The 13,506-nt window shown below is 69.2% G+C and carries 12 protein-coding genes; 8 read left to right on the top strand and 4 right to left on the bottom strand.

Annotation, left to right across the window (positions count from 1 at the left end; translation table 11 throughout):
- Window positions 1-67 precede the first annotated feature (67 nt).
- From BpN12_RS10180 to BpN12_RS10200, 5 genes are all read left to right on the top strand, one after another.
- Window positions 68-1,096 carry a DODA-type extradiol aromatic ring-opening family dioxygenase gene (locus tag BpN12_RS10180; protein ID WP_246792403.1) on the top strand — a complete coding sequence of 343 codons (1,029 nt, stop codon included), beginning with the start codon at window positions 68-70 and terminating at the stop codon, window positions 1,094-1,096.
- Window positions 1,093-1,950 carry an HpcH/HpaI aldolase family protein gene (locus BpN12_RS10185; protein WP_246792405.1) on the top strand — a complete coding sequence of 286 codons (858 nt, stop codon included), beginning with the start codon at window positions 1,093-1,095 and terminating at the stop codon, window positions 1,948-1,950. Before BpN12_RS10180 ends, BpN12_RS10185 begins: the two co-directional genes overlap by 4 nt.
- 131 nt (window positions 1,951-2,081) lie before the next feature.
- Window positions 2,082-3,107, top strand: a complete 1,026-nt coding sequence (locus BpN12_RS10190) for a porin (RefSeq protein ID WP_246792406.1) — start codon at window positions 2,082-2,084, stop codon at window positions 3,105-3,107.
- Window positions 3,108-3,307: 200 nt separating this feature from the next.
- A complete protein-coding gene (locus BpN12_RS10195) occupies window positions 3,308-4,228 on the top strand; it encodes a helix-turn-helix domain-containing protein (protein ID WP_246792408.1) in 921 nt (306 codons plus the stop codon).
- 94 nt (window positions 4,229-4,322) lie between these two features.
- Window positions 4,323-5,498: a lactonase family protein gene (locus tag BpN12_RS10200; RefSeq protein ID WP_246792410.1), complete on the top strand. Its 1,176-nt coding sequence runs from the start codon at window positions 4,323-4,325 to the stop codon at window positions 5,496-5,498.
- 121 nt (window positions 5,499-5,619) lie between these two features.
- Here BpN12_RS10200 and BpN12_RS10205 read toward each other — a convergent pair whose 3' ends face one another.
- Window positions 5,620-7,527 (bottom strand): hypothetical protein, encoded by a 1,908-nt coding sequence (locus BpN12_RS10205; protein ID WP_246792411.1) that lies wholly within the window; start codon window positions 7,525-7,527, stop codon window positions 5,620-5,622.
- 715 nt (window positions 7,528-8,242) lie between these two features.
- On the bottom strand, window positions 8,243-9,820 hold the full coding sequence (locus tag BpN12_RS10210) for a methyl-accepting chemotaxis protein (protein WP_246792412.1): 1,578 nt from the start codon (window positions 9,818-9,820) through the stop codon (window positions 8,243-8,245).
- A 384-nt stretch (window positions 9,821-10,204) separates the two neighbouring features.
- On the opposite strand from BpN12_RS10210, the gene BpN12_RS10215 reads away from it, so the two are divergent.
- From BpN12_RS10215 to BpN12_RS10225, 3 genes are read left to right on the top strand one after another with little or no spacing between them, the layout of a single operon-like run.
- A complete protein-coding gene (locus BpN12_RS10215; protein WP_280529111.1) occupies window positions 10,205-10,798 on the top strand; it encodes a cytochrome b/b6 domain-containing protein in 594 nt (197 codons plus the stop codon).
- Window positions 10,799-10,800: 2 nt separating this feature from the next.
- Window positions 10,801-11,574, top strand: a complete 774-nt coding sequence (locus BpN12_RS10220; RefSeq protein ID WP_246792413.1) for a molybdopterin-dependent oxidoreductase — start codon at window positions 10,801-10,803, stop codon at window positions 11,572-11,574.
- 45 nt (window positions 11,575-11,619) lie between these two features.
- Window positions 11,620-12,231, top strand: coding sequence for a hypothetical protein (locus BpN12_RS10225; protein ID WP_246792416.1), 612 nt, complete (start codon window positions 11,620-11,622; stop codon window positions 12,229-12,231).
- A 112-nt stretch (window positions 12,232-12,343) separates the two neighbouring features.
- Here the strand turns inward: BpN12_RS10225 and BpN12_RS10230 are convergent, their stop codons facing one another.
- Entirely contained in the window at window positions 12,344-12,502 is a 159-nt protein-coding gene (locus BpN12_RS10230) for a DUF3309 family protein (protein ID WP_246792418.1), read from the bottom strand.
- 126 nt (window positions 12,503-12,628) lie between these two features.
- Window positions 12,629-12,775 carry a DUF3096 domain-containing protein gene (locus BpN12_RS10235; protein ID WP_198257062.1) on the bottom strand — a complete coding sequence of 49 codons (147 nt, stop codon included), beginning with the start codon at window positions 12,773-12,775 and terminating at the stop codon, window positions 12,629-12,631.
- Window positions 12,776-13,506 lie beyond the last annotated feature (731 nt).

Below are 13,506 nucleotides of genomic sequence, written 5' to 3' on the forward strand. Positions count from 1 at the left end.
CGGGCCGCACCTGTTTCGGGCCGCCGGCTCCGGCCGCGGCCACTGGCTGAAAACGGAAAACACAGATATGGCGAAAATCGTATTCGGGATGGCGGTGCCGCACAGCGGCATGCTGGGTCAGGCGCCGGAGGACTGGCTGAACAACGGCGAGCGCGACCGCAGGAACCCCGAACTCTGGTTCCGCAACCGGACCTGGACCTATCCCGAACTGGAGGCGCACCGCAAAGCCGCGTTCGCGCCGTTCCTCACGCTCGAGCAGCGCCAGGCCCGCGCCGCGCGCTGCCGTGCCGCGCTCGACAGGATGGCCGCCGCGTATCGCGCGGCGAACATCGACGTCGCGATCATCCTCGGCAAGGACCAGAAGGAAATCTTCACGCACGTCTCGCCGTCGATCGCGATCTACAGCGGCCCGGACGTCCACAACGGCCCGCCGCAGCGCGCCGTCTACGCACCCGACCGTCATGTGACGCATGCCTGCCATCCGCGGCTGGCCGCGCACCTGATCGCGCATTTCCAGGCCGAACGCTTCGACCTGACCGACCTGTTCGCATGGCCCGACAACGTCTGGATGACGCCGCGCCCGGCCTATCCGGTCGTGCCGCATGCCTACAGCTTCGTCTATCACCAGATCATGGACGACGCGCCGCCGCCGCACGTGCCGATCATCATGAACTGCTTCTATCCGCCGACCCAGCCGTCGATGGCGCGCTGCATCGAGTTCGGCCGCGTGCTGCGCGACGCCGTCGAGTCCTGGCCCGAGGACGTGCGGGTGGGCATCTTCGCGTCCGGCGGGCTGTCGCACTTCGTCAACGACGAGGAATTCGACCACCGCATCCTGGAGATGCTCGCGAACTACGACTACGACGGCCTCGCCGCCGTGGACGACCGCTCGTACCAGTCGGGTACCTCGGAGATCAAGCTCTACGTGAGCGTGATGAAGTCGCTCCAGGCGAGCGGCGCCGCCATGACGCTGGTCGACTACGTGCCGTGCTGGCGCACGCCCGCCGGCACCGGCGAAGGCATGGGCTTCATGTACTGGCAGGCGGCCGGGCAAGCGGCCGGTGCCACCCCTTTCCAACCCGCGGATACGCCATGACTCCCCATCGCCTCAACAGCCTGATTCGCGCCTTCGAAGCGGGCCGGCCCGCCTACGCGGCCTTCGCCAGGCTCGACCGTCAGAACGCGATCGAGATGAGCGACGCGCCCTACGACGGCGTCGTGTTCGAGATGGAACACAACCCCTACGACATCTCCGCGTTCGGCGACGCGCTGCAATACATGCTGAACCGCAGGGAAATCGCGGAATCGGCTTCGGTCGCGCCGCGCGTCACGCCGATCGCGCGGATTCCCGCCAACGGCGCGGAGATGAACCAGTCGTTCGCCAAGCAGGTGCTCGATCGCGGCGCCTACGGCGTGGTCTGGCCACATGTGGCGACGGTCGGGCAGGCCTGCAACGCCGTCGCGGCCTGCCGCTACGCCCGCCCGCGGCACGCGCCGCTCTACGAGCCCCGGGGCGTGCGCGGCGACGGCCCCGCCGCCGCCGCGCGCTACTGGGGCTTGAGCACCGCCGACTACTACCGCAAGGCCGATGTCTGGCCGCTCGCGCCCGAGGGAGAGTTGCTGGTCGGGCTGATGTGCGAGAGCACCGAGGCGATCGGGAACCTCGACGAGATACTGGCGAACGTGCCCGGCATCGGCTTCATCCTGATCGGCGAGGGCGACCTGAGCCAGGAACTCGGGTTGCCTCGCCAGTACGAGCACCCCGAAGTGCTTGACGCGATGCGCCGCATCGTCTCGATCTGCCGCAGGCACGGCGTGGTGGTCGGCCATCCCCACGTCACCGCGAACAATCACGCGCGGCTGGTCGGGGAAGGCTATCGCTTCCTGATGTCGGCACCGACACGCGGCTACGGCGTGGTGGGCGCGGCACGCGAGCTGGCGGGGTACTGACGGCCATACATCACAGCGCGCCGGGCGGCGCCGGGTCGAAGCGCATCGCGGCGCACGATGCCATTCGAATCCATTCCCGCAGGCCGGCCGGCCTCGCGAGGCGACATAACCAGAACAAATCCGGAGACAAAATGAAAAGCATGCTCGTAGTCGCGGCCGGCCTCGCGTCGGCCTGCATTTTCCCGTGGGCCCATGCCCAATCGTCCGTGACGCTGTACGGCGTCGTCGACAACGGCATCGAATTCCAGAACGGCGGCGCCGGCAAGGTCGTGCGCGCCACCTCGGGCGGGCTGTTCGCGAGCCGCTACGGGCTCAAGGGCAGCGAGGACATCGGCGGCGGCCTGCACGTGAACTTCCAGCTCGAACAGGGCTTCTCGGGCGCCACCGGTGCCGCCTCGAACGCGGCGGCGGCGTTCAACCGGCAGGCCTGGGTCGGCCTGTCCGGCGGCTTCGGCGAAGTGCGCTTCGGCCTGCAGAACACGCCGCAGTATATTTTCCTGAACCGCGAACTCGATCCGCTCGCCGTGATGAGCATGGGCTCGCCGATGAACAATTTCAACTCGCTCACGATCCGCGTGAACAACGCGATTTCGTATTTCACGCCGACCTTCCACGGCCTCTCCGCGCAGTTCATGGTGGCGATGCGCGACGCCACCACCCGGCCCAGCAACGGCCTGCAGTTCTACAACGCGGCGGCGCGCTACGAGAACGGCCCGTTCCGGGTGGCGGCCGGCTACGAGCAGGCGGCCAACGCGGCGGGCACCTCGACGCTGAAGGTGTTCAACGCGGGCGCCTCGATGGGGGTGGGCGACGCGCGCTTCTATCTCGCCTACCACACCGAGCATCAGACCGACGACAGCGTCAGGCGCGACGTGTTCGAGGGTTCCGGCTCGTACCTGTTCACTCCCGCCGATCAACTGGCCCTGCTGTACGGCTACGCGCACGATCGCACCGGGCATGCCAACAACGCGCAGCAGGTGGGGGTCACCTACGAACACTATCTGTCGAAACGCACCACGCTGTACGCGTCCGCGGCCTTCATCCAGAACCGCCATCTCGCGCAGTTCACGCTCAACGGCACGGCCTACGGCGGCATCGCGGTGGCCCCCGGCTCGAACACGCGCGGCGTGATCCTCGGCATGGTGCATACGTTCTGACATGGCAGGCGGGGCGGCGCGAGGTCCGGGTAAGCCGCAGCTCGCGCCGCGCGAAGCGATATGAAAGACTGACAGACGCTCCGCGCCGTCCTGCCGGAGCCGGACGCATGCGGCGGCGGAAAGCGGCACCGCGCGCGGCGCCCGCGAGCATTTCCCATCGAAACGGCACCCGGCACGAGACCGGGCATCGAGGAGGCTTCATGGAACGAATGGCGATCGGCGTCCCGGTCCCGCGCAAGGCGGGCGACAAGGTGCGGCTCACGGCGGTGCCGAAGGTGCGCCTGTATGTCGAGCAGCGGGAAGAGCGGGACTGGTTCGTCCACGTCGGCCACGTGACCGAACGCGGACGCTGGCGCACGGCCCCGCATGCGCATCCCGCCTACGGCCAGGTGATCTTCGTGCGCAACGGGCGCGGCCTGATGAATCTCGAAGGCCGCAGCATTCCGTTCGAGGGACCGTGCGCGCTGCTGCTGCCCACCGAGTGCGTGCACGGCCTCGACTACGAACTCGACGTGGATCGCTGGGTCGTGACCGTCGAGGTCTCGTATCTCACCCAGGTCAACGCGAAGCTGCCCGAACTCATCGCGCTCTGGTCCGCGCCGCGCATGATTCCGCTCGCGCATGGCGGGCAGGCGGGCAGCGCGCTCCACGAACTGCTCCGGCAGCTCAAGCAGGAAGTGGAATCGAACGCGGTGGGCCACGTGTGCGCCACCGAGGCGCTGCTCACCATGCTGCTGCTCACGCTGGTGCGCGAGGGGCGCCTCGACCGGCATGAGCACGACGGCCCGGTGCGCCACGACGTGCGCCTCGTCGAACGCTTCCGCCAGTCGATCGAGGCGCACTATCGCCGCAACCTGCCCTTGCAGCAGTACGCGTCGATGCTCGCGGTGTCTCCGGTGCAGCTGCGCGCGGCCTGCGCGTCGGCCGCCGGCCTGAGCCCGACCAAGCTGATCCATGCGCGCATCGTCACCGAGGCGAAGCGCGAACTCATTTTCGGCGACATGTCGGTCGAGCAGATCGCGTTCTGGCTCGGCTTCGCCGACGCCGCCTATTTCACGCGCTTCTTCCGCCGCGAGGTGGGCCAGGCGCCGAGCCAGTTTCGCCTCGAGGCGCGCCGCTAGCGGCCGTGCCGCGGCGGCGCCCCGCCGCCGCGAGGATTCCCGCGATTCGGCGGCCCCCCGCCGCCCGTTCATGCCAACTTCATCCGTGACGATCATGGCGCCTGCCCTGAAGCCTGCTCCTTTTTCCCGCCTCGCGCGCTGCGCCGCCGCTGCCTGGGCATCGATCGCGGCGGCCTCATGCACGCTGCCGCCCGCCGGCCAGGCGCCCGGCGCCGCGGCCAGCGAATTCGCCTACGTCGGCACGCTGGACGCACGAATCGACGCGGTACGGCTCGACCTCGACACCGGTCGGCTCGTCGCGCTCGGCACGGTCGCGCGCGGGCCGCGCTCGACCTGGGTGGAGGCGCATCCCGCCCTGCCCGTGCTCTATGCGGTGGACGACGATCGCGACCGGGAAGGCAGCGTGACCGCCTATGCCGTGAACCGCGCGAGCGGCGCGATCGCGCCGCTCGACACGGTGCAAACGGGCGGGCGCGGCACCACCTTCCTGCGCTTCGACCTGCCCTCGCTGACGCTGCTCGGCGCGAACTACGACAGCGGCTCGGTCTCGAGCCTCGCGGTGAAGCGCGACGGCGGCATCGGCCCGCTGGTGTCGACGCTCGCGGAAACCGGCGCCGGGCCGGGCCCTCGCCAGAAGAGCGCGCACGCGCACGGCATCACGCTCGATCCGTCCGGCCGCTACGCGCTCGTGCCCGACCTGGGCGCCGATCGCGTCTTCATCGATTGCTTCGATCGCGCGACGCACCGGCTCTCGCCCTGCGCCGCCGGCGCCCCGCCCGCGTTCGCGACGCCGCCCGGCAGCGGCCCGCGGCGCCTCGTGTTCGGCCCGGACGGCCGCCACGCCTACCTGCTCACCGAACTCGGCGCACAGGTCATGGTGTTGCGCTGGGACGCCGTGCGCGCCACGCTGACGCCGATCCAGACCGAATCGATCACGACGGCGTCGTTCGACGGCACGAAGAGCGGCGCGGAAATGGCGCTCGGCCGCGACGGCCGGTTCCTCTACGTGGAGAACCGTGCCGAGGACGCGCTGCTGGTGTACGGCGTGGATGCCGGCTCGGGGCGGCTCACGCTGCTGCAGCGCGTGGCGTCGGGCGGGCGCAAGCCATGGGGCTTCGGGATCGACGCGGCGGGACGCTGGATGCTCGTCGCCAACCGGCTCAGCGGCAACCTGCGGCTGTTTCGCATCGATCCCGCCACCGGCCTGCTGGCCGACAGCGGCGCGTCGGTCGACGTGAAGGATCCCACCAGCGTGGCGTTCGTTCGCTGACGAACCGGCGAGCCGCGCGTGCGCGCCGCGGCCCCGGTCATCGACCGCACGAGCCCCCGCCGCGCACGAAAAAACGCCGTGCCTGAGCACGGCGTCGAACCGGCGGACACCGGCGTCGCGATCAGCGGTCCGGCACGTACATCGGCATGGCTTCCTCCCACAGCGTGTCGGTGAGCGGATGCGCGTCGCCGCCGTCCGCGTTCATCACCCAGTTCTGGCCGTCGGGCTGGAAGCTGTTGTCGTAGAGCGGGAGCTCGTCGCGGAACCCGTAGCTCCCCGAGCTGTAGGCGATGCGGCCGTCGTAGGTCCAGACCGCGTGGCCCTGGTTCGCGCCGTCCGAGGTGAGGCGCCGCAGGTCGCTGCCGTCGGGCCGGATCGTGAACACGTCGTAGTTGAACTTGTTCGGATCGGCCAGATCGGTCTGCTTGCGCGTAAACACGATCCGCGTGCCGTCGGCCGACCAGCCCGGCAGGTTGTCCGCCTCGGTGGTCAGCACGGTGGTCTTGCGCGTGGCGAGGTCGAGAATGCGCAGCCCCTTTTCGCTCGTGCTCCAGACGCGATAGACGAGCCGCGAGCCGTCCGGCGAGTAGCTCGGGAAGCCGGCGTTGATGGTGCCGTCGGTCAGGGCTTCGGCCTGGTTGTTCATGCTGCCGTCGGTCTTGATGCGCATGATCCGGCCCGGGCCGCCGTCGCGCGTGAAGAACCAGCTGCCCACGCCGAACGCGACCCACTTGCGGTCGGGCGACCAGGTCGGCTGGAACGCGCCGGCCAGCCCTTGCGCGATCAGCGTCGGGTCGAGCCCGCTCAGCGAGGCGTCGTAGATGCGGTGGTAGCCGCTCAGGTCGGCGTTCACGACCGCGATCGACGAATTGATCGCCTTCTCGGTGTAGACCAGCTGCCGGCGGTCGGCCGACAGTTGCGGGAACACGTCGAGATAGGTGTACTTCCAGTGCGGGTCGAAGTTGAACAGCGGCGTGCCGTTCGCGCGCGCCGGCAGGAACGCGACGCGTTCGTAGACCATCTTCTTGCCGTCCGGCGAATAACGGGGCGAGCGGATCCCCGAATCGCGCGTCGAACGGAACGCGCCGGCCGTGGTGTAGAAGCCCTCGGTGTCGCCGCCCTTCACGTGGTAGGCGACCACCGTGTTGTCGAGGTATTGCGGGAACACCTTGAAGCCCGGCGTGGCCGTGAGTTCGCTGCGCGCGTGCGTGGCGAGGTCCACCGCCACGATCTGCGAGCTGACCGAGTTGATGCTTTCCGGGCGATGGGCTCCCCAGGTGGATTCGACCGGCGTCTCGTAGAACACCACGTGCTTGCCGTCGGGCGACCACGACGGCGAACCCTCGTCGTAGCCGGCCCGCGTCGCCAGCTGCTGCCAGCCCGTGCCGTCCGGATGCACGATGTAGATGCTGCCCTCCTGGGTTCGCTCCCAGCCCGTGGGCAGGTTGTGGCCGCGCCAGTCGCTGCCGATGTCGGAGGACAGCGCGAGCCACTTGCCGTCCGGCGACCAGGACGGGCGGAAGAAGCTGTGCGGCCTGGCGGGATCGAACTTGACGTTTTCCGTGACGTTTTTGAGCGCGCCGCTGGCGAGGTCGAGCGTCCAGATGTGGGTGGTGCCGAACCCGTTCCCACCGTGACGCGAGGAGACGAACGCGATGAGGTTCGGGTCGACCGGCGAGACCACCGCCGCGTCGTCCACGGCAAGGTGGTCGGCGATCCGCTGCAGGCCGCTGCCGTCGACCCGCACGCGGTAGAGGTTCGATTCGCCGAGGCCGTCGCGCTCGGACGTGAAGACGATCCACTGTCCGTCCTTCGAGAACGACGCGTGATAGTCGAAGCCCGGCGTGGCGAGCAGCTTGTGCTCGCCCGAGCCGTCCGCGTTGGCGACGTAGAGCTCCGAGCTGACGGGGCCGAGATAGTTGAGCAGCAGCGTGCCGTCGGTCGCCGCGCGCGCGCCGGCCGGGAGCAGCGCGCCGCATGCGAGCGCCGCGGCGAGCGCGATGTGCCTGAGAGTGGGTTGGGATTGCACAGCCAATGCCTCCTGATTTTGTGCGGAGCGCGGCGCCATGCCGGAATGGAAGGTCCGCGGGTTCGTCCGTTGATTGCCTGCTTCGCGTCAATCGTTTCCGCGTCTCGTTCTGATGGTGGCGGATGCCTGGGGAGCGAGACGCGGCGCCGATACGCCGATCGACCGCGAGGCAAGCGTAACGAAGCGAAACATGCGCGTCCCTGAACAAAAGGCACATTCACCGGGACTTTTCGCTGCGGAAGCGGCGCCGTGGCCGGCCTGCCGGCGCGGCCCTCGCCGAAGCGGCCGGCGGCGGGCGCGGCGGAGCGGCGGCCCGGTCAGGCCCGGATGCCGCTCGTCGTCGGGGAACGGGCTCGCGCCCGGATCGCATCGGCCGGGGCGCCGGGGCGCCCGGCATGGACCGGCGCGGCGGCGTGATGGCGATGGGTACCGCACACTCGGGCCCGATCGCCCGGATGGCGGGAATGGCGTGAATGGCGGCCGTGCGACGCCGAACCGGGCGGCCGGCCCGGCGGATTGCGGCGCATGCTGCCGCGCGTGGCGGATGCGCCGGACGGACGACCGCGCGCCGGACGCGACGCGGCGCCGGGCGAGGCAGCCGCGCTTGCCGGCTCACGGCATCGCGCCGCGCCGGTCCAGCCTTGCCGGCCCGTTGCGGGTCGGCCCGGCGCCTGCCCGGGCGCGCTGCCCGGGGAGCGGAGCGCCGGCCCGCCGCTTACGCGAAGCGCATGCCGCCCGTATCGGTGCGGAACACGGCCACCGCGTCCTTGAGCACGCGCGTCTGGTCCTCCAGCGACAGCGCGGCGGCCGAGGCTTCCTCCACCAGCGCCGCGTTCTGCTGCGTGACCTGGTCCATCTGCGCGACCGCGCGGTTGACCTGCTCGATCCCGCTCGACTGCTCGACCGAGGCGGCCGCGATCTCGCCCATCAGGTCGTTGACCTTGTTGACCGACACGAGGATCTCGCCCATCACGCTGCTGGCCTGCTCGACCTGGCGCGCACCGGCATCCACGCGCGCGAGCGAATCGGTGATGCGCTCCTTGATCTCCCGGGCCGCGTTCGCGCTGCGCTGCGCGAGCGAACGCACCTCGCTCGCCACCACCGCGAAGCCGCGCCCTTCCTCGCCGGCCCGCGCCGCTTCCACGGCCGCGTTCAGCGACAGGATGTTGGTCTGGAACGCGATGCTCTCGATCACGTTGGTGATGTCCGAGATCTTGCCCGACAGCTCCGAGAGCCCGCGCATGGTCGCGACCATCTCCTTCGAGGCCCGGCTGCCCTGCTCGGTCAGCGCCGCGGTGCCGTTCACGAGCTGGGTGGCCTGCTTCGCGTTGTCGGCGTTGTGGCGGACCGTGCTGGTCAGCTGCTCCATCGACGACGCCGTCTGCTGCAGCGCCGCCGCCTGCTGCTCGGTGCGCTGCGAGAGATCGGTGTTGCCGCTCGCCATCTCCTGCACCGCCGTCACGATCACGTCGCTGCCGCCCTGCACCGCGCGAACGATGCCGGACAGGCTGCCCTTCATCTCCTGCATCGCCGCGAACAGCTGGCCGATCTCGTTCGACGACTCGCGCCCGGGCGCGATCGCGATCGTCAGGTCGCCGCGCGCGACGTGCTCGACCACCACCACGGCTTCCTTGAGCGGCTTCACGATCGCGCGCTCGAGCCCCACGTAGACCAGCACGATCAGCACGCACGACAGCGCGAGGAGGCCGATCGCCACGCCGATCAGCAGCGTGCGCGCGTTGGTCTTGCGCTCCTGCAGCGCCTTGGTCTGGCTCGCGGCGACCGTGAAGAACGCCTCGCTGCTCTGGCCGAACACCATGCTGGTCTGCGTCATCGGGCCTTCGTTGGCGTCGGCGTAGGCCTTCAGGTCGCCGCTCGAGATCGCCGCGAACAGGCCGTCGATGGCGCCCGAATGCGCGCGGAACGCGTCGACCACGGTGCCGGCCGCGCCGCGCAGGTCGTCGTTGTCCTTCGGGATCTTCTCGAACGCGGCGTCGGCGGCCTTCGCCAGATCGAGGAAGCGGCGCGCGTCGGCCAGCGCGCCGTCCCTGGCCGACGAGTTCGAGCTGATCGCGATGAAGGCGCGCGACAGCGCGCTGCGGGCCTTCAGGTTGTTGATGTAGACGTCCTTGAGGTCGACCACCTGGGCGTTCAGCGTGGCGATCTTCGCGGACAGCGCGTTGTTTTCATTGAGCGAGACGATGCCGAGCAGCGCCATGACCAGCACCAGTGTTCCGAACAGCCCCAGCACCGCAACAAAACCCGTTCGCACGGGCAGGTTCTTCAGTTTCATCCGTTTCCCTTTCGAGGTTCCCCTTCGCGGGCCCGCTGGCGCCGCGAGCCTCCTGCCGCCCCTCGCGACAATCTCCGCCCATGCATTAACGGACCGCGCCGGCCGGACTTAAGGGGCGCCGGCGGCATCACCTTGCCGCGGTCTTGCCGGCGGCTCACCGCCCCGCCGCGCCGTGTGCGCGGGTTGCCGGATGGCCTGCCGGGTTGCCTGTCGAAAGGCCCGTCGATGCGCGGCAACCGATGCCCACGAGCGGCCATGACATCAGGCCGTCACACGACACGGGCAGGCGGCGCGCGACATGGATCGGTCATTCGACCGATACCGTCGCGCCCGGCCGGCTGCGATTCTTGTCATCAGGCCATCCGCCACGCCAACGAGGTTTCCTTGAAGTCCATCCCCATCCATCCCGTCTGGGTCCGCGTTTTCCACTGGATCAACGCCTGCGCGGTGATCGTCATGTGCATGAGCGGCTGGCAGGTCTACGAGGCGTCCCCCCTGTTCGGCGCGCTCCACTTCCCGCCCGCCGTCACGCTCGGCGGCTGGCTCGGCGGCGCGCTGCTCTGGCACTTCGCGATGATGTGGGTGCTGGTGGCCAACTTCGCCGCCTATCTGGCGCTCGGCGCGTTCACCGGGCGGCTGCGCCGGACCCTGCTGCCGCTGCGCCCGCGCGCGCTCGCCGCCGATTTCGGCGCGGCGCTGCGCGGCCGGCTCGGCCATGCCGTGCCGGGGCAATACAACGCGGTGCAGAAGCTGGCTTACCTGGTGGTGATCGCCGACCTCGTGCTCGTGATCGTGTCCGGGCTGGCGGTCTGGAAGTCGGTGCAGCTGCCTGCGCTGCGGATGCTGATGGGCGGCTACGACAACGCCCGGCTCGTCCACTTCGTCGCGATGGGCGTGCTGGTCGGCTTCTTCGCGATCCACGTCGCGATGGTCGCGCTGGTGCCGCGCACCTTGCTCACCATGATCCGGGGACGCTGACCATGGACTCACGCAAACCGCCCTATACGCCCGACGCCGCCTCGATCATCAAGGACGCGCACCAGGAACTCGACTCATCCACGCGCCGCCGGTTCGGCAAGCGCCTGCTGACGCTGGGCGGCCTCGCGCTGCTGAGCGGCTGCGAGCCGGGCAGCGACGGCGGCGTCAACCGGCTGCTGCGCACCCTGTCGTCGTTCAACGACGGCGTGCAGGCGCGGCTGTTCGATCCGGGCAAGCTGGCGCCCACCTATCCGGAATCGATGATCACGCGGCCGTTCCCGTTCAACGCGTTCTACGACATCGACCAGGTGCCGGACGTCGACGCGCGGACCTATCGGCTCGAACTGTCGGGACGCGTGAACGGCAAGCGCAGCTGGACGCTCGGCGAACTCGGCGCGCTGCCGCAGCGCAGCCAGGTCACGCGGCACATCTGCATCGAGGGCTGGAGCGCGATCGGCAAGTGGGGCGGCGTGCGCTTCTCCGATTTCCTGCTGCTGGCCGGCGCCGACACCACGGCGAAATACGTCGCGCTGCACTGCGCCGACAACTACTGGACCAGCATCGACATGCCCAGCGCGCTGCATCCGCAGACGCTGCTGGCGCTCAGCTACGACGGCCAGACCCTGCCGCCCAGGTACGGCTTCCCGATGAAGCTGCGGCTGCCGACCAAGCTCGGCTACAAGAACCCGAAACACATCGTCGCCATCACGGTGACCAACGAATTTCCCGGCGGCTACTGGGAAAACCAGGGCTACAACTGGTTCGGCGGATCGTGATCCGCCCGCCGCATTCTCTAAACGCAACAGATCAACGGAGTCATCATGTCCACTCGTTTCAAGCTCGCGGCATCGCTCGTCGCGCTCACGCTGGCCGGCGCCGCGTTCGCTCAATCTCCGGCGGCCAAGCCCGAGCGGATTCGCGGCGAGGTCGTGTCGCTCGCGGGCAGCACGCTGACGGTCCACCGCCGCAGCGGCGACAACGTGACCATCGAGATGAGTGATGCCGCGCACATCAACGCGGTGAAGGCGATCCAGCTGTCCGACATCAAGCCGGGCTCCTACGTCGGCGCGGCCGCCATGCCCGGCCCCGACGGCAAGCTGACCGCCCGCGAAGTGCTGGTGTTCCCCGAAGCCGCGCGCGGCATGGGCGAAGGCCACTACGCCTACGACCTCGGCGCGAACAGCTCGATGACCAACGCCAACGTGGACACGGTGGTGGACAGCACCAACGGGCGCGACCTGAAGCTCTCGTACAAGGGCGGCAGCAACGTCGTCACCGTGCCGCCGGGCGCGCCCGTCGTCACGCTGATTCCGGCCACGCGCGCCGACCTGACGGCCGGCAAGAAGGTGTTCGTGGTGGCGGTGCCGGCGAAGGGCAGCTATGGCGCCCAGTTCGTCGTGGTCGAAAAGGACGGCGTGGCGCCGCCGATGTAATGCGGCGCGGCGGTGCCGGGCGCATCGCGCCCGGCACCGCCGCCCATGTCGATTCGGTGAATCGATCTCACACGGGCAGACCGCCGGCAAGCCGGCGGTCTGCCCGTTGCGTCTATATCATTCCCAGCACGAACAGCACCAGCACGACGATCAATACCACGCCCAGCGCGCCGCTCGGCCGGTAACCCCAGCTGCGGCTGTGAGGCCAGGCCGGAAACACGCCGACCAGCACGAGCACAAGCACGATCAATAGCAGCAGTCCCAATGACATGTCGTTTCTCCTTTGAACGAGGTTGACGCCGTCCCGATAAACCCGGGGCATGACCGACGTCGTGCTCCTTGCGTGCGCAACATTCGGGCCTGCTCCGGGGCGCTTCGTCGAGCCGCGGTACCCGCGTCAGTGGAGGTGACCGCCGAACAAGCCGAGCAGGCCGATGACGATCAGGTAGATCGCGACGATGTAGTTGAGCAGGCGCGGCGCGGCCAGGATCAGGATGCCCGCGATCAGCGAAACCATGGGGCCGGCGTGCGTGGTGATGTTCATGATGTCTCCGGTGGGATGGCGCCTGCACCGGCGGGTCGATGCGCCGGTGCGACGGGTTGAATGCGGACCCGATGATGGTACGTTTGCTCCGCCGCGAGGAAGGTGGAACATGTTACGAAACGTTGCCGGTTTTGCCATGCCGCGGCCGTGCCGCGAACGGCCGGGCTTCACGGCGCGGCCGCTCGCGAATCAACCGGCGTTCCGGCCGGATCGGCCGGTGCAACGCTTCCGGCATGACGATGCATGCCAGCCCGCACTGCCGCCTGGACGTTGCCGCGTCGATTGCCCGGCCGCGTCGCATGAGAACCGGGGAAGCCGCGATCGCACGGCCGGCTGCCGATGCGCAAGCTGCCGGCCGTTCACGTTCAGCAACGAATATGTCGGCGCTGTTACCGAAATCGCACCATCGTTCACCGTCACGCGCAGCCGCCATCATGCAAGGCGGCCACCCCGCCAGCCGCGAGTCGTGACAGTTCCGTCCACCGGCGGCCGGTCACGCGCCCGCTCGTGATCGTCCGAAGACGGATGCCCCGCGCAGCCCGATCGGTGTGTTCGCAACGGCCGGGGTCACGCCTCATGGCTGCGTGTCGGATTACATATCGGATTACAAATCGGATTGCAAATTAGGTTGCAGATGGCCTTTCATGCGATGGGCATGGGCGCCGCCCGCCCTCTCCGCCGGAAACGTCTCGCGCGCACGACGTCCGCGTCGTTACCGCCCCCGCTGCCCC

Origin of the sequence: Burkholderia perseverans, assembly GCF_022870505.1 — a bacterium.
In the GTDB taxonomy this organism is placed as follows: Bacteria; Pseudomonadota; Gammaproteobacteria; order Burkholderiales; family Burkholderiaceae; genus Burkholderia; species Burkholderia plantarii.

What these genes read in the sequence shown, in the direction of transcription:
- BpN12_RS10225 (WP_246792416.1), top strand. Translation starts at nt 11,620, where the DNA reads ATGTCCACTCGTTTCAAGCTCGCGGCATCGCTCGTCGCGCTCACGCTG.
- BpN12_RS10190 (WP_246792406.1), top strand. Translation starts at nt 2,082, where the DNA reads ATGAAAAGCATGCTCGTAGTCGCGGCCGGCCTCGCGTCGGCCTGCATT.
- BpN12_RS10180 (WP_246792403.1), top strand. Translation starts at nt 68, where the DNA reads ATGGCGAAAATCGTATTCGGGATGGCGGTGCCGCACAGCGGCATGCTG.
- BpN12_RS10185 (WP_246792405.1), top strand. Translation starts at nt 1,093, where the DNA reads ATGACTCCCCATCGCCTCAACAGCCTGATTCGCGCCTTCGAAGCGGGC.
- BpN12_RS10220 (WP_246792413.1), top strand. Translation starts at nt 10,801, where the DNA reads ATGGACTCACGCAAACCGCCCTATACGCCCGACGCCGCCTCGATCATC.
- BpN12_RS10195 (WP_246792408.1), top strand. Translation starts at nt 3,308, where the DNA reads ATGGAACGAATGGCGATCGGCGTCCCGGTCCCGCGCAAGGCGGGCGAC.
- BpN12_RS10230 (WP_246792418.1), bottom strand. Translation starts at nt 12,502, where the DNA reads ATGTCATTGGGACTGCTGCTATTGATCGTGCTTGTGCTCGTGCTGGTC.
- BpN12_RS10200 (WP_246792410.1), top strand. Translation starts at nt 4,323, where the DNA reads ATGGCGCCTGCCCTGAAGCCTGCTCCTTTTTCCCGCCTCGCGCGCTGC.
- BpN12_RS10210 (WP_246792412.1), bottom strand. Translation starts at nt 9,820, where the DNA reads ATGAAACTGAAGAACCTGCCCGTGCGAACGGGTTTTGTTGCGGTGCTG.
- BpN12_RS10235 (WP_198257062.1), bottom strand. Translation starts at nt 12,775, where the DNA reads ATGAACATCACCACGCACGCCGGCCCCATGGTTTCGCTGATCGCGGGC.